Here is an 18,291-nt window from a genome sequence, read left to right as displayed (position 1 = left end):
GTTCAGCGCTCCTGGCGGGCGCGCAGGGCGGCGTCTTCGGCCGCCCGGCCACGCGGGCCGTGAAAGTATTCGTGAATCCAGGGGTCGTCAGTCTGCTCGACCTCGGCCAGGGGCCCTGCCACCAGCACCTTTTTCTGCGACAGCACCGCCACCCGGTCGGTGATGGTGTAGAGGGTGTCCAGGTCGTGGGTGATGAGGAACACCGACAGCCCCAGGGCGTCGCGCAGGGTCAGGATCAGCTGGTCGAAGGCGGCGGCGCCGATCGGGTCGAGGCCAGCGGTGGGCTCGTCGAGGAACAGGATATCCGGGTCCAGGGCCAGGGCGCGGGCCAGGGCGGCGCGCTTGATCATGCCGCCGGACAGCGATGCCGGGTACTTGTCGGCGGCGCTGATCGGCAGCCCGGCCAGGGCCAGCTTGACCCCGGCCAGGTGCTCGGCGTCGGCCCGCGACAGCCCGGCATGCTCGATCAGCGGCAGGGCGACGTTCTCGGTGACGGTCAGCGAGGAGAACAGCGCGCCCTTCTGGAACAGCACGCCGAAGCGGCGTTCGACCAGCGAGCGCTGGGTTTCGTCGAGGGTGGCCAGGTCCTGGCCGAACACTTTGACCGTGCCTTCGTTGGGCCGGCGCAGGCCGACGATGCTGCGCAACAGCACCGACTTGCCGCTGCCCGAGCCACCGACCACGGCGAGGATCTCGCCGCGGTACAGGTCCAGGTCGAGGTTTTCGTGCACGCTCTGGCTGCCGAAGCGGTTGCACAGGCCCCGGGCTTCGATCACGGCTTCAGTCACCAGCCCATCTCCATGAAGAACAGCGCGGCCACCGCATCCAGCACGATCACCACGAAGATCGATTGCACCACGGCCGAGGTGGTGTGGGCGCCGACCGATTCGGCGCTGCCACTGACCTTGAAGCCCTCCAGGCAGCCGATGGCGGCAATCAGGAAAGCGAAGAACGGCGCCTTGGCCAGGCCTACCAGGAAGTGCTGCACGCCGATGTCGCTCTGCAGCAGCGAGAGGAACATGGCTGGCGAGATGTCCAGGGTCAGGGCGCAGACCACCGCGCCGCCGATCATGCCGCAGAGCATGGCGACGAAGGTCAGCAGCGGCAGCGCGATCAGCAGCGCCAGTACCCTTGGCACCACCAGCAGTTCGATGGGGTTCAGGCCCAGGGTGCGGATGGCGTCGATCTCTTCGTTGGCCTTCATCGAGCCGATTTGCGCGGTGAACGCGCTGGCGGTGCGGCCGGCCATGAGGATGGCGGTCAGCAGCACGGCGAATTCACGCAGGAAGGAGAACGCCACCAGGTCGACGGTGAAGATGGTCGCACCGAAGTCGGCCAGCACCGTGGCGCCGAGGAAGGCCACCACCGCGCCCACCAGGAAGGTCAGCAAGGCGACGATGGGTGCGGCGTCCAGGCCGGTCTGCTCGAGGTGCGCGACCACCGGCGTGACGCGCCAGCGGTGCGGCTGGAACAGGCGCAGGAACAGGGTCTGCAGGATCAGGCCGATGAAGCCCAGCACCTGGTTGGTGTCCTGCCACAGCTGGTCGACGGCGCGGCCGATGCGCGCCAGCAGCAGGAGCAGCACCGGTTGCTCAGGCTCCTTGACCGGGATGCAGTAGTCCTGCACCGAGCAATAGACGTTCTTCAGCAGCGCGCGGCTGGCGTCGGGGAGTTCGTCGGTGCAGCGCGACAGGCGTTCGGAACCCAGCAGCTCGGCCAGCAGCGAGGCGCCGGCGGTGTCCAGGCGGCCCAGCTGGGTGAGGTCGACCTGGGTGTCATCGTTGTACTGGCTACCCAGACGCTCGCACTCGCGCTTGAGGCTGGCGTAGTGGGCCAGGGTCCAGTCGCCGACGATGCGCAGGCGCGAGGGCTGCTCGGTGGTGTCCAGGGTGGCGCTCGGGACGGTCATAGGCTCCATGCGTCTGACTGAGGGCATAGAGGCTGATCATAGCGCAGCGGGACGCATTCCTGTAGGAGCGGCACAAGGCCGCTCCTACAGGGTTTTTTCAGCGGGCGGTGTCGTCGACCACCTTGAACCGCAACACCCCGATCACCTGCCCGTCCTCGGTCAACACCCTCACCTGCCACTTGCCCACCGGATTGGCCGGGAAGTTCTGCTTGTGGGTCCAGGCCCGGTAGCCTTCCTTGCGCCCGCCGTGGATATCCAGGGCGATACGGTCGACCTCTTTGCCGTCCAGCTGCCACACATGGTAGATGCGCTCGTTCAGGCCACGGGGTGCGTTGATGGCGGTATAGGCGTACAGCCCGCCGCTGCGGATGCGGCTGGCGGCTACTTCGTCCAGCGAGGCGCCCGGCTGGCGGTTGAGCACTTCGGTGCTGATCGCCACGTCGGTCATCCACAGCGTGGCCGGCGGCACCCAGGAGCGCAGCAGCCAGCCGCCGCCGCCGACCGCCAGGGTCACCAGCACCAGGGCCACGCCGCGGCGCCAGTTGTTGATCGGGAAGCTGCTGGCCAGGCTTGGGAACGACAGCACCATGGCGGCGATCAGCGCCAGCTTGAAGCTTTGCGCGGTGGTCAGGTGCAGGATGATCGGCAGCGCCGTGAGCATCGCGGCGAACAGCGTCAGGGTGTGCAGCGCCAGGAACAGCCAGCGCCGCGGCGCCAGCCACTTGTGGTACAGCGGGTCGACGATCGAGATCAGCCCGGCGGCGCCGAGCAGGCCGGTGAAGATCAGCTGTCCGCTGTTCCAGGTGGTGGTGATGAAGAAGAACGGCAGGACGAAGAACAGGCTTTCCTGGTGGATCATCTGCGTCGCGAAGCGCAGCAGCGGCTGCGGGATCTCACGCTTGAAGGTGCGGGCGAACAGCTCGGTGAGGGTGTTCTCCAGCATCAGCCAGATCCAGCTGACCAGCATGACGATGGCGATCCAGCTGGCCAGCCCGGCTTGGCGGTCGACCAGGATGAAGCTGCCGATCCCGGAGAGGAAACCGTAGAGCGCGATGATGCCGGGGTAGCGTTTGAGCAGCTCGATGATGCGCAGGATGAAGCTGGGGATCGGGGGCATTAGGCAAGCAACAGGGAGCGGTGGATGGCTGTGCCGGCCTTATCGCGGGCTTGTCCCGCGATAAGCGCTAGCGAAAGGCTTACAGGATACCGCCGAATCACTGTTCCCGTGTAGCACCGCTGGGCTTGGTCGCCGGCTGGCGGCGACGGCGCACCAGGCCGACTGCCAGGACCAGCCCCAGCATCAGCGCAACGAGTCCATACAGCTCGTCATAGCCCAGCAACGGCTTCTCGATGCGCAGGTACCCCTGCTCCTTCAGCAGTTCGCGCAATGCAGCGTCGGCCTGCTTGAGGCTGACCTGGCGCAGCTGCCGCACCGGATCGGTGAAACGCCCGTCCTCGTAGGCGTTCAGCGCCCCCCAGTAATAGTCGGCGAGCGCCGCGTTGCCCTGGGTGGTCCAGCTTTCCCGGGCAATCGCCGCCTCCTTGATCCGGGCGAAGGTGTCCGGGTCAAGGCCGTGCTTGCGCAGGTGGTCGAACAGCTCCCCGAGCACCTTCAGCGCCTCGTCGAGGTCCTGGCGCTCGAGGTCGGCATTGAGGCTGAGCATCCCACTGTCGCCGAAGCTCTCGCGTTGCACCGACGGGCCATAGGACAGACCGTGGCGCAGGCGCAGCTGGTCATACAGCGCCCAGTCCAGGTAACGCGAAAGCAGCTCGAGGGTCTGGTCGTGGCCCTCCTCCAGCGTCGGCTCGATGAATAGCCAGTGCAGCTTGATGTTGTCGCCCAGCCAGCCGCGGGTCAGGTCGCGGCGCTGCTCGGCCTGCTGGCTGATGCTCTCCAGGTTGCGGCGCTCCCCGGGTTCGGTGGCTGGCAGTTCGCCGAAGGTGCGTTCCAGGTAGGCCGGCAGCAGGCGGTCGAGGCCGCCGACGACGATCAGCGACATGTTGTTGGCCACGTACCAGTACTCGCGCAGTTGCCGCACCTGCTCCAGGGTCATGTCGTCGAGGCTGGAGCGCTCGGGGCACTTCAGGCCCAGCTCGGTGGCCAGCTGGTCGCTGGCCGGGTGGCCGATGTCCTGGCGGTCGAGCCAGCGTTGCAGGCGGCCGTAGTGGCCGCCATCTTCGCGTTCGATGATCTTCTTCGCCGTGGCCAGCGCCTTTTCGTCGATGCGGGTGTCGCGGATGATCGCCAGCAGCAGGTCGAGCACCTTGCGCTGGTTGCGTGCCGGGGCCTCGATAACGAAGGTGGTGTCGGCGCTGCTGGTGAAGGCGTTCCACTCCCCGCCCAGGGCCTGCATGCGCTCTTCCAGGCCGCCCTCGCCCGTCTCGTCGATCCCGCTGAACAGCAGGTGCTCGAGCAGGTGCGGCAGCTCGCGCTGGTCGCAGTCGAAGTCGTCCAGGCCCACGCCGACCACCAGGCGGATCGACACATGGTCGCGCTCGTAGCCGGACTTGAGGATCACCTGCAGGCCGTTGGGCAGCAGGTAGCCCTCGACCCGTGAGCGGTCGAGGGCGAGCGTGGGCAGGCTGAGGATCAGCAGGCAGGCGAACAACAGGCAACGCATAGGCGAGCTTCGGTCTCCGGGGTGTCTGGGCTCAAGGCTGGCGGGCTTCGTCCGGCACGCTGTCGAGCATCAGCCCGCCGGTGTCGGTGCCGCCCAGTACCACATAGGCACTGCTGCAGAACAAAGAGTTCAAACGCTTCATGTCGGCAATGAGCTCCAAGTGTAGCGAACTGGTCTCGATACTCTGCACCACTTTACGTTGCAGGCGGCTGACATGGGCATGGGCCAGGCGCCGCTCCTGGGCGCGGAAGCGGCGTTTTTCGCGCAGCAACTGGTGCGCGCTCTGCGGGTCGGCGCTGAGAAACACCGTCAGGCCCAGGCGCAGGTTGGCCAGCAGTTGCTCCTGCAAGCCGGTCAGTTCCTCCAGGCCGACCTGGGAAAACTCCCGGCGCTGCGAGGTCTTCTGCTGCTGGACCTTGCGCAGCATGCGCTCGATCAGGTCGCTGGCCAGCTTGAGGTTGATCGCCAGCTCGATGATTTCCGCCCAGCGCCGGTTGTCCTGCTCGCCAAGATCCTCGCGGGGCATCTGCGCCAGGTACAGCTTGATGGCGTTGTACAGGGCCTCGGCGTCCTCGCCCAGGGCCCGCACCTGCTGCGGCATGGCGGTCTGGGTGCCGCGCAGGGCGCCGAGCATGGCTTCGAGCAGGCTGTCGACGATATCGCCCAGGCGCAGGGTTTCGCGCACGGCGTTGGCCAGTGCCAGGCTGGGGGTGTTCAGCGCGGTCGGGTCGAGGTGGCGTGGCTGGTGGTGGCCGTTGCCGTTGTCGCGCTCGGGCAGCAGGTAGCTGCACACACGGCCCATGGGTTTGACCGTCGGCAGCATCAGCAGGCAGCGCAAGGTGTTGTAGAGCAGGTGGAAGCCGATCACCAGTTCCTGCGGGCTGAAGCTCAGGCTGTCCATCCACGCCACCAGCGGGTGCAGCACCGGGATGATCAGCAGCAGGCCGACGATCTTGTACAGCAGGCTGCCCAGCGCCACCCGGCGCCCGGCGCTGTTCTGCAGGCTGGTGGTGAGGAAGGCGAGCAGGCCGCTGCCGATGTTGGCGCCGATTACCAGGCCGATGGCCACCGGCAGGCTGATCACCTCGGCGCCGGCCAGGGTGGCGGTGAGCAGCACGGCGGCCAGGCTGGAGTAGGAAATCATGGCGAACAGCGCGCCGATCAGCGCGTCGAGCAGGATATCCCCGGTCAGCGAGGCGAACAGCACCTTGACCCCCTGGGCATGGGTGATCGGCGCGGCAGCGTGGACGATCAGCTGCAGCGCCAGGATGATCAGGCCCAGGCCGATGCCCACCCGGCCCAGCTGGCCGGCTCGGGTCTGCTTGCGCGAGAGGAAGAAGATCACGCCAAGGAAGATCAGCAGCGGCGACAGCCAGGACAGGTCGAAGGTCAGCACCCGCGCCATCAGCGCGGTGCCCACGTCGGCGCCGAGCATGATCGCCAGGGCCGGGGTCATGGCCATCAGGCCCTGGCCGACGAACGAGGTGACCAGCATGGCGGTGGCGTTGCTGCTCTGCACCATGGCGGTGACCAGGATCCCGGCAATGAACGCCAGCGGACGCTTGTTCATGTTCTGGCCGAGCACTCGGCGCAGGTTCGAGCCATAGACCCGCAGGATGCCGGTACGCACGATATGGGTGCCCCACACCAGCAGTGCCACGGCGGAGAGCAGGTTGAGCAGGGTCAGCATGGTCGGGCCCCCTTTTCTTCTATGCCCCTGGGCGGGGCCAATGGGTGCGGCGGTGAGCCTGGCCCGGGGGTGGGCTGGTTTTTTCAGTGCTCACTGAAGCTTTAGTTGTTTTGCGCGATGGGTGCCAGCTTGGCATGACTGAAATCTATTTGAAACCTGCCACGATCCTGGGTTTACCCGCGAACACCGGCAAAGCCGGTGCCATCCATCGTGGTGTCTGTTTCGCGGGTAAACCCGCTCCCACAGGATCGCAAAAAAGGGCCCCGAAGGGCCCTTTGTCTTTCTGCGCTTCCAGGTCTTACTGACCCGGAATGTCCTTGCGCAGTTTCACCGGATCGTGCTCCTTGCCCTTCTTGCGTGCCAGCGCCGTGCGCATGCGGATATTGATCGCCTCCACCGCCAGCGAGAAGGCCATGGCGAAGTAGACGTAGCCCTTCGGTACGTGCACATCGAAAGATTCGGCGATCAGCACGGTACCAACGACGATCAGGAACGAAAGCGCGAGCATCTTCAGCGACGGGTGTTTGTCGATGAAGTCGCTGATGGTGCCGGCGCAGAGCATCATCACCAGCACCGCGACGATGATCGCGGCGATCATCACCGGTACGTGGGAGACCATGCCCACGGCGGTGATCACCGAATCCAGTGAGAACACGATGTCGATGATGGCGATCTGGATGATGGTGTAGAAGAACTTGCCGCCCGCGCCTTTCGGCTCGTCCGCGCTTTCGTCCTCGCCTTCCAGGCCGTGGTAGATCTCCTGGGAGCTCTTCCACAGCAGGAACAGGCCGCCGAAGAACAGGATCAGGTCGCGCCCGGAGATGCCCTGGCCGAGCACATGGAACAGGTCGTCGGTCAGGCGCATGACCCAGGTGATCGACAGCAGCAGCATGATCCGCGTGACCATGGCCAGGGCCAGGCCGAAGATCCGCGTGCGCGGCTGCATGTGCTTGGGCATGCGGCTGACCAGGATCGAGATCATGATGATGTTGTCGATCCCGAGCACGATCTCAAGCGCGGTGAGGGTGAAAAAGGCAACCCAGATTTCCGGGCTGGTCAGCCATTCCATGTGTATTCCTTCGAGCAGTAAAGGCAAAGCGCCCAAATGGTGGGCGCTTTGCGGTTGGATGATGCGCTTGTGTTACAGACTGCTGAACAGCGGGAAAGTCCCCAGGGCCAGCGCGCCGAACATTATGCACAGGCACACCAGCACTGCCCACTTGAGGGTGAAGCGCTGGTGATCGCCGAACTCGATGCCGGCCAGGGCCACCAGCAGGTAGGTCGAGGGTACCAGCGGGCTGAGCAGGTGTACCGGCTGTCCGACGATCGACGCGCGGGCCATTTCAACCGGGGTGACGCCGTAGTGGCTGGCGAACTCCGACAGCACCGGCAGCACGCCGTAGTAGAAGGCGTCGTTGGACATGAAGAAGGTGAACGGCATGCTGACGATCGCGGTGATCACCGCCATGTATGGGCCGAACGCCTCTGGGATCACCGCCAGCAGGCTCTTGGACATGGCGTCGACCATGCCGGTGCCCGACAGGATGCCGGTGAAGATGCCGGCGGCGAAGATCAGCCCGCTCACGGCCAGCACGCTGGAGGCGTGGGCGGCGATGCGGTCCTTCTGCTGCTGCAGGCACGGGTAGTTGACGATCATGGCGATGCTGAAGGCGATCATGAACAGCACCGGCAGCGGCAGCACGCCGGCGATCAGCGCGACCATCAGCGCGGCGGTCAGGGCGCCGTTGAACCAGATCAGTTTCGGACGACGGGCCTCCGGGAACTGCGACACGCTGATTTCACTGTGGTCGATGTCGTCGGTCGGCAGGTGCAGCTCGCCCAGGCGGGCACGCTCGCGCTTGCCGTACCAGTAGGCGATCGCCAGGATCGCCGCCACGCCGAAGGCCATGGCCGGGATCATCGGCACGAAGATGTCCGACGGGTCCACATGCAGGGCACTGGCGGCTCGGGCCGTGGGGCCGCCCCACGGGGTCATGTTCATCACCCCGCCGGCGAGGATGATCAGGCCGGCCATGATCCGCGGGCTCATGCCCAGGCGGCTGTACAGCGGCAGCATGGCGGCGCAGCAGATCATGTAGGTGGTGGCGCCGTCACCGTCGAGGGACACCACCAGGGCCAGCACCGCGGTGCCGACCGAGACTTTCAGCGGGTCGCCCTTGACCAGCTTGAGGATCTTGCGCACGGCCGGGTCGAACAGGCCGGAGTCGATCATCAGGGCAAAATAGAGAATGGCGAACATCAGCATCACGCCGGTGGGCGCGAGCTTGCTGATGCCTTCGAGCATCATCGGGCCGATCTTGGCGGAAAACCCACCGAACAGGGCGAACAGGATCGGTACCAGGATCAAGGCGATCAAGGCCGACAGGCGCTTGGTCATGATCAGGTACATGAACGTGATGACCATGGCGAAGCCGAGGAAGGTCAGCATGGCGGTACTCCAGGCGTGGCGCGGCGAAAGGAAGGACGATTCGGGCGGATCAGCGCGTCAGGCGCTGCGCGAGGAGCAGGCGAAGGGGTACTGCGAAAAGGCGGGCACAGGAAAACATCAGAATCACCATTGTTGTTGTTGATTGGGCCGGGCGCGGAAGTTTCCGGGTGCCCTGGCTGACCGGTCTGCTGCCGGTGGTGGCGCTATCCTATGTGGGCAAGCTTTCAGCCAGCTTTCGCCTGCGCTCAGGCGACGGGAGGTCGTTCGATGGTGGATGTCGTGGAAGGCGGGTGTCATTGCGGGGCGTTGCGCTACCGGCTGCAGGCCGATCTGGGCGATGTCGCCCATTGTCATTGCTCGATCTGCCGGCGGGTCAGCGGCGGCACCCTGGTGACCTGGGTCACCCTGCCCCTTGCGGGTTTCCAGTGGCTGGCAGGCTCGCCCCAGCGCTACATGGCGCCGCAGAGTTGCAGCCGGTATTTCTGTGGCAACTGCGGGGCGCATGTGGCGTTGGTGACGGCGCATAGCCCTGAAACCATCGATGTGACGGTAGCGACGCTGGATCACCCGGAGCGGGTGCCGGCCAATCGGCATATCTGGGTGGGGAGTCGGCTGCCGTGGTTGCAGGTGGATCAGGGGTTGCCGGAGGAGGACGAGGAAAGCCTTTGAGGTTTGGTGCTGGCTGTCGGGCTGCGAGACTTTCTGTAGGAGCGGCCTTGTGCCGCGAATGGGCTGCAGAGCAGCCCCGGCGATTTTTGCGTCAACACTGAAATCCTGGGGCTGCTACGCAGCCCATTCGCGGCACAAGGCCGCTCCTACAGCGATGATGGTGGACCCATACCTCAGGGCAGTTGCAATCCCCCGGCCGCCTTGTGCAACGCCCGCAGGTGCTCGCCCACCTGCTTGATATTGGCCTCCACGGCCTTGATCTCCCTGCCCCGCTCCGGCCCCAGCAGCGCCCTCACCTGCTGGTCCAGGTCGGTGCTCAGCCGCAGCAGCTGCGCCTGGCGCTCGCTGCTCACCTGCTCCAGCTGCTTGCGTTCGGCAGGCTGCGGCAGGCCGTAGCCCCCTGCCCCCAGCAACTCCGCCGGGCGGCTGAGGAAGCCGCTGTTGGCCAGCATCGCCTGCAAGGTCTCGTTGGCCTTGTCAAAGCTGCCGTCCTTTAGCGCCCGACCGTTCAGGTAACGTTGCTTGACCTCATCTTGGGCCAGCAACAGCTGGCGGCGCAGGCCGGCCTGCTCGAGCAGCAGCAAGGCCGCGCTGGTGCGCAGGTCGGCGCGGTCGAACCACTGGCGGCGCTGCTCGGCGTCCAGCGCCAGCCAGTCTTCCACGCTCGCCTGCCTGATCGGCAACTGCTTGCGCAGCACCTCGAACATCGCCTGGTAGCGGTCGCGGTAGGAGTCGAAGCGATAACCCAGGCGCAGGGCCTCGTGCGGGTCGTCGAGCACGTGGGTATCGGCCAGTCCCCTGCCCTTGAGCACCTCCAGCAAACCGTTGGGCATGATGCTGTCGAGGTCGTTCAAGCGCGGGTTGCCGGTGCCGCTGCGCAGCAGCTTGAGCGATTCCACGGCGCAGTTGTTGGACAGGAAGTAGTAGTTGCCGTCGTAGCTCCAGTGCATCTCGGCGGCCTGGCGCACCAGGTTCTCGATCTCGCCACGGCTGAGCTTGAGCGGCACCGAGGCCAGGCTGCGCAGCTCGGTCTTGGTGTATTCGTCGATCACCTGCCCCAGCGGTAGCACGAACAGCCGCGAGGGATAGGCGCCGGTCAGGCCGTCCCAGCTGGACAGCTGCACGTCGTTGACGAAGGCGCGGTACGACAGCACCAGGCTCTGGTCCAGGTCCAGGCGGCAGGCCGGCCCGCGCGGGCGGCCCGGGGCGCAGATCACCAGGCGCAGCATGCTGTGGCCCCAGCGGCTGACCCAGTTCTGATTGGCTTCGGCGAGCAGGTAGTCCACCTCGTAGACCCGCTCCGGGTCGATCTCGCCCAACGGCTGGCGGGCGAAGTCGTTGCCGGCGTTGAGGAACGGCAGGCCCTTGGCGCAGGCGTCCTGTTGCGGCGCCCAGTCGAAGTGCTCGCGCAGGTACTGGTTGAGTGCCGGGCGACGGCAGCCGTAGCTCGGGTCGAGGAGGAAGTACTCCATGTTGACCGCGACGAACTCCTTCGGGCTGCTCAGTTCGTAGGCGTCCGGGCTGCGCACCAGTTGGCCGTTGTGCTGCTCGCGCTCGCCGCGCCGGCCGACGTACTGCGGCCAGCCGGCCAGGTCCAGCAGGCGCGGGTCGTCGCTCAGGGTGAAGCGGCGTTCGGCCTGGCCACGGCAGTCCTGCGGCAGCCCGACCTTGCCCAGGGCGCCCTGCTGGCGCTTGCAGCGGCTGATCAGTTGGCGCTCGGCGTCCGGCCACAGGCGTGCGCGGTCATAGATATGGGTGAGCTCGTGGAGCACAGTGGCCAAGAGTTCCTCGCGGACCGTGCCGTGGGGGCGATTGGTCTTCTCGCGGGCGGCGCTGCCGTCGACCAGGCCCGGCAGCAGGCGCCGGTTGAGGTCCAGGCTGGCCACCAGAGAGGCCTGGCCGTAGGCGTCCTCGGGCATGCGCTCGGTCCAGCCGACGAGGATCTGCCGGTCCAGTTGCTGCTTGAAGCGCGGTGGCAGCTTGGCCATGGCTTCGTCGAGCAACGTCTGGGTCGCCTGCTGTTGCGCAGGGTCGAGGCCGTCGCGCTGCAGTACCAGCTGCAGGTCGGCCAGGGCGGGCGTGCCGAGCAGCGTCAGGGCGCAGCCCAGCAGCCAGGCACGCACGCGCTTCACAGGGCGAGGATGGCTTCGGCCAGCACCTGATCGCTGGCGTCACGGGCCTCGGGGACGCGGGCGCGCAGGGTGTCGAAGGCGGCTTCGAGCTGGGCGCCGCGGATGTCGCCGTTGCTGGCGACGAAGCTGGCGGCGTCGTCGTGGGCTTCACGCACCACTTTCGAGTCGCGGATCGAGGTGGTGGTGTCGGAAGTGAAATCGATCGAACGGCCAAAGGCGCGGACGATGATGTTGCTGGTGGCCACCAGGGTGTGCGCCTGGGCCAGGTCGGCGAGCAGCAGCATGCCGAGGGTGGCGGCGATCAGCGGTTTACGCATGGAGCATCTCCGGAAATACAGGGGAGTCGAATGTAGTTATTGGACGAGAATCGCTTCGGCCAGTTCACGGTCGCCGACAGAGTGCCGGGCAACATCCTGGTGCAGCATGTCCAGCGCCGCCTGCAGGCGCGCGCCACGGATCAGGCCGTCGCTGGCGACGAACGCGGCGGCGTCGTCACGGGCGGCGGCGACCAGCTTGCGGTCGAACGGCGCGGCGGTGACCTGGCTGGTGACGTAGCCGCTGATGACCAGGCTCTGGGTGGTGGTATCCATGGCCTGGGCGCTGCTCATGCAGGCCAGGGCGAACAGTGAAGGCAACAGGTAACGCATGGGCGGTCTGGCGATGATCTCGGGCTGCGAAGGCTACCCCGGATCCACTGGCCGGGCCAGTGGATCCGGGCGATGCGGGGCTCAGATGGCGAGGATGGCGCGGGCCAGCTGCGCGTCGCTGGCCTGCAGGTCCGGCAGTTGCTGGCGAATGTGCACGAATGCGCTCTCCAGCTTGGCGCCGCGGATGGCGCCGTCGCTGCCGACGAAGCTGGCGGCATCGTCACGGGCGGCCTTGACGATCTTGTCGTCGCGGAACGACGAGGAGATGTCGGAGGTGGCGTCGGTGGAGGCGGCTACTGCGCCCACCACGGCGTCGGTGGTGACGACGAAGCTGGTGGCATTGGCTGCGCCGGCGAGCGACAGCAGCAAGGCGGCGCCAAACAGGTGATAACGGGACATGGTCGGGGACTCCTGCACAGGGTCTGGATGGTTCTGCTTATCGGACGCTCGCTTGGCTCGTCACGGTACTTTTCTCTGCCAGGCGCGTAAGACAAGCGTAACACGCGCTGGTTCGGGCGTTTGGCTCGAGAAAGAATCACAAATCGTAACTGTACCTGTCGATTTGCGATTTATTAAAACTGTTGTGTTCTGTTGTGCAGCCGCTCTAGCCCGGGCCTAAAACAAAAAACCCGTCGCAGTTTCCTGCAACGGGTTCTTGTGAATTCGCGGTGCCGGCCTGGGCCGGCGGCCGGCGCTTAGCGCCAGAAAGGCTTGCTCAGCTCTTCGTAGCGCTGCGACTCGCTGATGCCGGCGTCGGCCAGCAGGCGGGAGTCCAGGCGCGCCAGCTGGCGGCGGCTGGCCATGCGGCGCTGCCACAGTACCAGGGTGGACAGGACGCGCAGCGGCAGGGCGGCGTTGGAAGCTTGGGCGTTTTCGAAAACCAGACCGGAACTGAGGGTACGTTCCATGATGTGTCATCCTTCCGCTTGTGGCGGCATTAGGGAGTGATTTAACTGGTGCCCATCTTCCTCTTCTCTCGTCCAGAACAGTAGGTACAGTTCAGGTGTATTGTGAGGGGGCAGTTAACTGTTGGAAGGGACTGTTGCACTGGTTATTGGCGAAACTGTACTGGTGTGCGCTTTTTTGGTGCGGTTTTGTGGTGTTGGTAGGGGAATGGTAAGCAGGAAGTGATGTTTAAGGCGGTACAGTAGTACAGTTTTAGATATATTTTGGCTTGAAAGTGTTCGACGACAGAGTTGCAGCGCCTAGGAGATCGAGCGCCGCCCGCGCGGCGCATCGCGACGCAAGGCCGCTCCCACATCTGTTTCGGGCCAGTCTATCCTGTGCCATTACCTAGTCCGCCTTGTTGGCCCGACGAAATTTCAGCATGGGCACCACTGCCGCCCCGCACGACTTGAGGCATGCACCAAGGCGGGCGCCGCCTCACTCACAGGAATAATTGGCCCGAAACAGATGTGGGAGCGGCCTTGCGTCGCGATGCGCCGCGCGGGCGGCGCTCGGTCTCAAGGGCGCTGCAAGACCATCGCCAGGCACCTGTCCGCCATCACGCGATCCCCAAGCCCCTCAAGCCGACACCGCCGCCCCCCGCGCCCGCTCAGCCTTGCCCAGCAACCGCTTCATCCGCCACTCAAAGCCAAACGTCAGCGCCACCGCCGCGCAGGCCAGGCCCAGCGCCAGCCCCCACCAGATCCCCTGCGCGCCACCGCCGAGGTTGAAGGCAAACAGCCACGCGCTCGGCGCGCCCACCAGCCAGTAGCACACCAGGCCGATCAGGAACGTGGTCTTGGCGTCCTTCAAACCACGGATAGAACCCATGGCGATGGTCTGCACGCCGTCGAACAGCTCGAACCACGCCGCCACCATCACCAACTGTACCGCCAGCATGAAGATCGCCGCGAAGGCCGGGTCGTTACGGTCGATGAACAACCCGACCAAGGCGTCCGGCAGTAACCAGAACAGGGCGGCGAAGGCGAACATCAGCGAGGCGCCGAAACTGATCCCCACGCGCCCGGCACTGCGGGCCGCCAACAGGTTGCCGGCACCATAGTAGAGGCCGACGCGCATGGTCACCGCATAAGAAAGGCCGGTCGGTACCATGAATGCGGTCGAGACGATCTGCAGGGCGATCTGGTGCGCCGCCAGTTCCGTGCTGCCCAGCACGCCCATGCACAGGGCGGCGAAGGCGAACAGGCCCACTTCGACCATGTAGGTGCCGCCGATCGGCAGCCCCAGCCGCCACAACTCGCGCAGCGCCGGCAGGGAAGGGCGCGACAGCCCCTTGCGCAGCGGGTAGGCGGCATAGGCCTTGTGCCAGCGAATATAAAGCGCGAGGGCGATGGCCATGCCCAGGGTTACCACCGCGGTGACCATGCCGATGCCCATCAGCCCCAGCTTGGGCAGGCCGAACATGCCCTCGATCAGCGCATGGTTGAACAGGTAGTTGACCACCGTGCCCACCAGGCTGATGACCATCACCGGGGTCGAGTGGCCCAGGGCGCTGGTGAAGCCGCGCAGGGCCATGAAAGTCATGTAGCCGGGGAGGGCGAGCGGCAGCAGGGTGAGCAGTTGCATCGCGGAGTCGACGTTTTCCGGCTTCTGGCCGAACAGCAGCAGCACCGGCTTGAGGTTCCACATTACCAGCGCCGAGACCAGTGCCAGGCCCCAGGCCAGCCACAGGCCGCTCTGGGCCAGGCGGGTGACGCCCTCGGTGTCGTTGGCGCCCTTGCGGATGGCCACCAGCGTGCCGACCGCGGCGATCACGCCAAGGCAGAAGATCGACACGAACGAATAGCTCGCCGCGCCCAGGCCGCCACCGGCCAGGGCCTGCGGGCTGATGCGGGCCATCATCAGGGTGTCGGTGAGCACCATCAGCATGTGCGCCAACTGCGAGGCGATCAGCGGCCCAGCCAGGCGCAGCAAAGCCTTGAGTTCAGTGGTGGGCGCGACATGCATGGGAGCGATCCTTCTGGATGATTCGGGGAAGCGAGCCGTCGATTCTGAGGCCTCGGTCAGCTTTGCACAAAAGGATAAATGCGATCACTGACATGAGTCTGACTCATGCCTGTATGATCCTTTGCATCCGACCTACGCCCCGCATGACAGGTGCGCCATGACCCGCCAACTGCCTCCGCTCTATGCGCTGCGCGCATTCGAAGCCGCCGCCCGGCTGAGCTCCTTTACCCGTGCTGGGGAAGAACTGTCGATCACCCAGAGCGCGGTCAGCCGGCATATCCGCACCCTCGAGGAGCATTTCGCCTGCCGCCTGTTCGTGCGCAGCGGGCGCAGCCTGCAACTGACCGAGGCCGCACGCATGCTGCTGCCGGGAGTGCGCGACGGCTTCGCCTCGTTGGAGCGGGCCTGCGATGCCTTGCGCGGCGAGGACGACATCCTGCGCATGAAGGCGCCCTCGACCCTGACCATGCGCTGGCTGCTGGCACGCCTGAGCCGTTTCCGCCATTTGCAGCCGGGCAACGAGGTGCAGTTGACCAGTGCCTGGATGGATGTCGACCATGTCGACTTCAACCAGGAACCGTTCGATTGCGCGGTGCTGCTAAGCGATGGCAGCTTCCCGGTGGACTGGGAGGTGCGCCGGTTGTTTTCCGAGTTGCTGATCCCGGTGGGCGCGCCGGACCTGCTCGACGACGCGCCTTGGGACGAGCGGCGCCTGGCGGGTATCGAACTGCTGCACCCCACGCCGGACAAGCGCGACTGGCGTGCCTGGCTGGCGCGCATGGGGCTGACCGACAAAGTCTCGCTCAAGGGCGGGCAGGTGTTCGACACCCTGGAACTGGGCATGATCGCCGCAGCGCGGGGCTACGGGATCTCCATGGGCGACCTGTTGATGGTGGCCGAGGACGTGGCCCAGCGGCGGCTGAGCCTGCCATGGCCGACTGCGGTGGCCAGTGGCATGGACTACTACCTGGTGTGGCCACGGACCCGGCCAGGCGGGGAGCGGCTGCGCAGGTTGAGCGTGTTCTTGCAGGAGGAGGCGGCGGCGATGGACCTGCCAGCTGTGCAGGTGCTGTCGGCGCAAGGCTGACGATCATTGCGGGGCCATTGAAAGAAAACGTTTGCGAATATCCGGGCCCTGCACTCAAGTATTTCCTACAGACGCCGATCAACTTGCACCAGCGTCCCGGAAGAGGACGCGATTCCCCGTTGATAGGAAGCGGGCGGTCAGCGTGATCAGGACGATCCCGGCCTCTTGCCAGGAGCCTTGCCATGTCTCAACCGCGTGCCCGAATCGCCTCGCAGCTCGGGATCGCCCTCGCCATCGTGCTGGCGCTGGTGATCACCGGCAGTACCCTGTTCGCCCTGCGTTCGCTGGACGACGCCAACCTCACCACCCGCCAGGCGCACCTGGCCAGCGAGGCGCGGCTGCTGGCCGACCAGCTCGACACCTTCCACGGCTCGCTCAAGGACAACACCCAGCGCCTGAGCGGCCTGTTCGAGCGCCGATTCGCCTCGGGGCTGGCGCTGCACGCCGGGGAGACCGTCAACGTCGCCGGTGCCGCGACACCGGCGCTGTACCTGGGCGACCATCTGCTGAATAACGATTTCCGCCAGGTCGACGAGTTCCAGCAGATGACCGCCGGGGTCGCGACCCTGTTCGTGCGCAGCGGCGACGATTTCGTGCGCATCAGCACCAGCCTGACCAAGCAGGACGGCAGCCGCGCCATCGGCACCCAGCTCGACCGCCAGCATCCGGCCTACGCCAAGCTGATGGCCGGGCAGACCTACGTCGGCCGCGCCGTGCTGTTCGAGCGCAACTACATGACCCGCTATGTGCCGGTGCGTGACGGCGGTGGTCGGGTGATCGCGGTGCTGTTCGTCGGCTTCGACTACACCGACGCGCAGAACGCCCAGTTCGCCAACCTCAAGCGCTTTCGCATCGGCCAGACCGGTTCGCTGGCCATTCGGGACGACCAGGGCCAATGGCTGGTACCCCCGGCCAATGCCGACCAGGACTTGTTCAGTGTCAGCGCGCCGTTCGCCGAAGGCCCGTGGACCGTGGTGGCGAGCATGCCCAAGGCGGAAATCCGCGAAGTGACCTGGAGCGTCGGCCTGCGCCTGGCCATCGGCAGCTTGCTGGCGATGCTGCTGGCCGTGGCCGCCACCCTCTGGCTGCTGCGCCGTAAACTGCGCCCGCTGGGGGACCTGGTGCGCCAGGCCGAAGCGCTCGGCGCCGGCGACCTGAATGCCCGCCTGAGCGTCACCAGCCAGGATGAAATCGGCCAGCTGGCCCGCAGTTTCAACCAGATGGGCGAGGCGCTGGCGACCATGGTCGAGCATATTCGCGCCGCCTCCGACCAGGTCAGTGGCCGTGCCCGCTCGCTGTCGGGCCTGTCGTCCGGTGCCTGCGAGGGCATGGACCAGCAGTCCGGCGAGATCACCAGCATGGCTGGCGCGGTGGAGGAGTTCAGCGCCACCTCGATGAACATCGCCGACAACATGGCCGGCACCGAGCGTATGGCCCGCGACAATGCCCAGCAGACCCGTATCGGCCGCAGCGCCATGGACGAAGCCTCGATTTCCCTGCGGCAGATCGCCGAGGCCTTGGGCGGTACCGCCAGTGTGATGGATACCCTGGGCGCCCGCTCGCAGGAGATCGGCGGTATTGTCGGGGTGATCACCTCGATCGCCGAGCAGACCAACCTGCTGGCGCTGAACGCTGCCATCGAGGCGGCGCGTGCCGGCGAGCAGGGCCGTGGATTCGCCGTGGTCGCCGACGAGGTCCGCGGCCTGGCCGCGCGCACCCGCCAGGCCACCGACGAGATTTCCGGCATGATCGCCAGCATCCAGCAGCAGACCGGCCATGCCATCAGCACCCTGGAGCAGGGCAACCAGCTGATGCAGGAAGGCCTGGCACGCAACGACAAGGTCGCCGAGGCCCTGGCCCGGATCGACGAGCAGAGCAGGGTGGCGGGCGAGCAGTTCGCCGTGATCAGCACCGCGACCCAGGAGCAGAGCAGCACCGCGACGGTGCTCAGCCGCAACCTGCAGAGCATCGCCCAGGCCAACAGCGAACAGCGCGATGTGGCCAATGAACTGGCCATGACGGCCCGCGAGCTGGAAGGGCTGGCGGGGCAGTTGCGTCAGGAAGTGGATCGGTTCCGCACCCACCGATAGTGCACAGGGGCTGCCTTGCAGCCCGTTCGCGGCACAAGGCCGCTCCTACAGGCGAGCGCATTTCCATGTAGGAGCGGCCTTGTG

Annotated in this window: 16 protein-coding genes and 1 pseudogene; 4 read left to right on the top strand and 13 right to left on the bottom strand. The window is 66.1% G+C overall.

What is annotated here, in order from left to right; all coding sequences use genetic code 11:
- Positions 1–2: 2 nt before the first annotated feature.
- The 7 genes from DMX06_RS07770 to DMX06_RS07735 form a co-directional block, all read right to left on the bottom strand.
- Positions 3–788 carry an ABC transporter ATP-binding protein gene (locus tag DMX06_RS07770; RefSeq protein ID WP_110735994.1) on the bottom strand — a complete coding sequence of 262 codons (786 nt, stop codon included), beginning with the start codon at positions 786–788 and terminating at the stop codon, positions 3–5.
- Positions 785–1,918 (bottom strand): ABC transporter permease, encoded by a 1,134-nt coding sequence (locus DMX06_RS07765; RefSeq protein ID WP_110735991.1) that lies wholly within the window; start codon positions 1,916–1,918, stop codon positions 785–787. Before DMX06_RS07765 ends, DMX06_RS07770 begins: the two co-directional genes overlap by 4 nt.
- Before the next feature lie 88 nt (positions 1,919–2,006).
- Positions 2,007–3,026 (bottom strand): DUF5924 family protein, encoded by a 1,020-nt coding sequence (locus tag DMX06_RS07760; RefSeq protein WP_110735988.1) that lies wholly within the window; start codon positions 3,024–3,026, stop codon positions 2,007–2,009.
- A 97-nt stretch (positions 3,027–3,123) separates the two neighbouring features.
- Positions 3,124–4,530, bottom strand: a complete 1,407-nt coding sequence (locus DMX06_RS07755; RefSeq protein ID WP_110735986.1) for a M16 family metallopeptidase — start codon at positions 4,528–4,530, stop codon at positions 3,124–3,126.
- 31 nt (positions 4,531–4,561) lie between these two features.
- Positions 4,562–6,220 carry a Na/Pi cotransporter family protein gene (locus DMX06_RS07750; RefSeq protein ID WP_110735984.1) on the bottom strand — a complete coding sequence of 553 codons (1,659 nt, stop codon included), beginning with the start codon at positions 6,218–6,220 and terminating at the stop codon, positions 4,562–4,564.
- A gap of 298 nt (positions 6,221–6,518) precedes the next feature.
- On the bottom strand, positions 6,519–7,289 hold the full coding sequence (locus tag DMX06_RS07740; RefSeq protein ID WP_062572391.1) for a TerC family protein: 771 nt from the start codon (positions 7,287–7,289) through the stop codon (positions 6,519–6,521).
- Between the two features lie 72 nt (positions 7,290–7,361).
- Positions 7,362–8,669 carry a CitMHS family transporter gene (locus tag DMX06_RS07735; RefSeq protein WP_110735981.1) on the bottom strand — a complete coding sequence of 436 codons (1,308 nt, stop codon included), beginning with the start codon at positions 8,667–8,669 and terminating at the stop codon, positions 7,362–7,364.
- Positions 8,670–8,936: 267 nt separating this feature from the next.
- Between DMX06_RS07735 and DMX06_RS07730 the strand changes: the two genes are divergently transcribed.
- Positions 8,937–9,338, top strand: coding sequence for a GFA family protein (locus tag DMX06_RS07730; RefSeq protein WP_028688651.1), 402 nt, complete (start codon positions 8,937–8,939; stop codon positions 9,336–9,338).
- Positions 9,339–9,511: 173 nt separating this feature from the next.
- Here DMX06_RS07730 and DMX06_RS07725 read toward each other — a convergent pair whose 3' ends face one another.
- The 6 genes from DMX06_RS07725 to DMX06_RS07700 all read right to left on the bottom strand — a co-directional run bounded on the left by DMX06_RS07725 (position 9,512) and on the right by DMX06_RS07700 (position 15,030).
- Positions 9,512–11,470 (bottom strand): DUF7844 domain-containing protein, encoded by a 1,959-nt coding sequence (locus DMX06_RS07725; RefSeq protein WP_110735980.1) that lies wholly within the window; start codon positions 11,468–11,470, stop codon positions 9,512–9,514.
- On the bottom strand, positions 11,467–11,787 hold the full coding sequence (locus DMX06_RS07720) for a DUF2388 domain-containing protein (protein WP_011531558.1): 321 nt from the start codon (positions 11,785–11,787) through the stop codon (positions 11,467–11,469). The genes DMX06_RS07725 and DMX06_RS07720 overlap by 4 nt, the downstream gene beginning before the upstream one ends.
- Positions 11,788–11,823: 36 nt before the next feature.
- A complete protein-coding gene (locus DMX06_RS07715) occupies positions 11,824–12,117 on the bottom strand; it encodes a DUF2388 domain-containing protein (RefSeq protein WP_110735978.1) in 294 nt (97 codons plus the stop codon).
- An 81-nt stretch (positions 12,118–12,198) separates the two neighbouring features.
- A complete protein-coding gene (locus DMX06_RS07710; protein WP_050703225.1) occupies positions 12,199–12,516 on the bottom strand; it encodes a DUF2388 domain-containing protein in 318 nt (105 codons plus the stop codon).
- Positions 12,517–12,812: 296 nt separating this feature from the next.
- The gene (locus DMX06_RS07705; protein ID WP_110735977.1) at positions 12,813–13,025 is read right to left on the bottom strand and encodes a DUF1127 domain-containing protein; all 213 of its coding nucleotides are present in this window, start codon (positions 13,023–13,025) and stop codon (positions 12,813–12,815) included.
- A gap of 616 nt (positions 13,026–13,641) precedes the next feature.
- Positions 13,642–15,030 (bottom strand): NorM family multidrug efflux MATE transporter, encoded by a 1,389-nt coding sequence (locus DMX06_RS07700; protein ID WP_110735975.1) that lies wholly within the window; start codon positions 15,028–15,030, stop codon positions 13,642–13,644.
- A gap of 157 nt (positions 15,031–15,187) precedes the next feature.
- On the opposite strand from DMX06_RS07700, the gene DMX06_RS07695 reads away from it, so the two are divergent.
- From DMX06_RS07695 to DMX06_RS26770, 3 genes and pseudogenes are all read left to right on the top strand, one after another.
- A complete protein-coding gene (locus tag DMX06_RS07695; RefSeq protein WP_110735973.1) occupies positions 15,188–16,117 on the top strand; it encodes a LysR substrate-binding domain-containing protein in 930 nt (309 codons plus the stop codon).
- Between the two features lie 182 nt (positions 16,118–16,299).
- Positions 16,300–17,340 (top strand): annotated as a pseudogene (locus DMX06_RS26775) (Cache 3/Cache 2 fusion domain-containing protein); the annotation flags it as partial.
- Positions 17,338–18,207, top strand: a complete 870-nt coding sequence (locus DMX06_RS26770; RefSeq protein ID WP_375538089.1) for a methyl-accepting chemotaxis protein — start codon at positions 17,338–17,340, stop codon at positions 18,205–18,207. The pseudogene DMX06_RS26775 and the gene DMX06_RS26770, both read left to right, overlap by 3 nt.
- Positions 18,208–18,291: the final 84 nt, after the last annotated feature.

Source organism: Pseudomonas mosselii, from assembly GCF_003205295.1.
GTDB lineage: Bacteria > Pseudomonadota > Gammaproteobacteria > Pseudomonadales > Pseudomonadaceae > Aquipseudomonas > Aquipseudomonas mosselii_B.
This window is presented reverse-complemented; position numbering and strand designations above follow the sequence as displayed.

Coding starts and splice junctions, on each gene's coding strand:
- DMX06_RS07765 (WP_110735991.1), bottom strand. CDS start 1,918: ATGGAGCCTATGACCGTCCCGAGCGCCACCCTGGACACCACCGAGCAG.
- DMX06_RS07760 (WP_110735988.1), bottom strand. CDS start 3,026: ATGCCCCCGATCCCCAGCTTCATCCTGCGCATCATCGAGCTGCTCAAA.
- DMX06_RS07755 (WP_110735986.1), bottom strand. CDS start 4,530: ATGCGTTGCCTGTTGTTCGCCTGCCTGCTGATCCTCAGCCTGCCCACG.
- DMX06_RS07750 (WP_110735984.1), bottom strand. CDS start 6,220: ATGCTGACCCTGCTCAACCTGCTCTCCGCCGTGGCACTGCTGGTGTGG.
- DMX06_RS07740 (WP_062572391.1), bottom strand. CDS start 7,289: ATGGAATGGCTGACCAGCCCGGAAATCTGGGTTGCCTTTTTCACCCTC.
- DMX06_RS07735 (WP_110735981.1), bottom strand. CDS start 8,669: ATGCTGACCTTCCTCGGCTTCGCCATGGTCATCACGTTCATGTACCTG.
- DMX06_RS07730 (WP_028688651.1), top strand. CDS start 8,937: ATGGTGGATGTCGTGGAAGGCGGGTGTCATTGCGGGGCGTTGCGCTAC.
- DMX06_RS07720 (WP_011531558.1), bottom strand. CDS start 11,787: ATGCGTAAACCGCTGATCGCCGCCACCCTCGGCATGCTGCTGCTCGCC.
- DMX06_RS07715 (WP_110735978.1), bottom strand. CDS start 12,117: ATGCGTTACCTGTTGCCTTCACTGTTCGCCCTGGCCTGCATGAGCAGC.
- DMX06_RS07710 (WP_050703225.1), bottom strand. CDS start 12,516: ATGTCCCGTTATCACCTGTTTGGCGCCGCCTTGCTGCTGTCGCTCGCC.
- DMX06_RS07705 (WP_110735977.1), bottom strand. CDS start 13,025: ATGGAACGTACCCTCAGTTCCGGTCTGGTTTTCGAAAACGCCCAAGCT.
- DMX06_RS07700 (WP_110735975.1), bottom strand. CDS start 15,030: ATGCATGTCGCGCCCACCACTGAACTCAAGGCTTTGCTGCGCCTGGCT.
- DMX06_RS07695 (WP_110735973.1), top strand. CDS start 15,188: ATGACCCGCCAACTGCCTCCGCTCTATGCGCTGCGCGCATTCGAAGCC.
- DMX06_RS26770 (WP_375538089.1), top strand. CDS start 17,338: ATGGGCGAGGCGCTGGCGACCATGGTCGAGCATATTCGCGCCGCCTCC.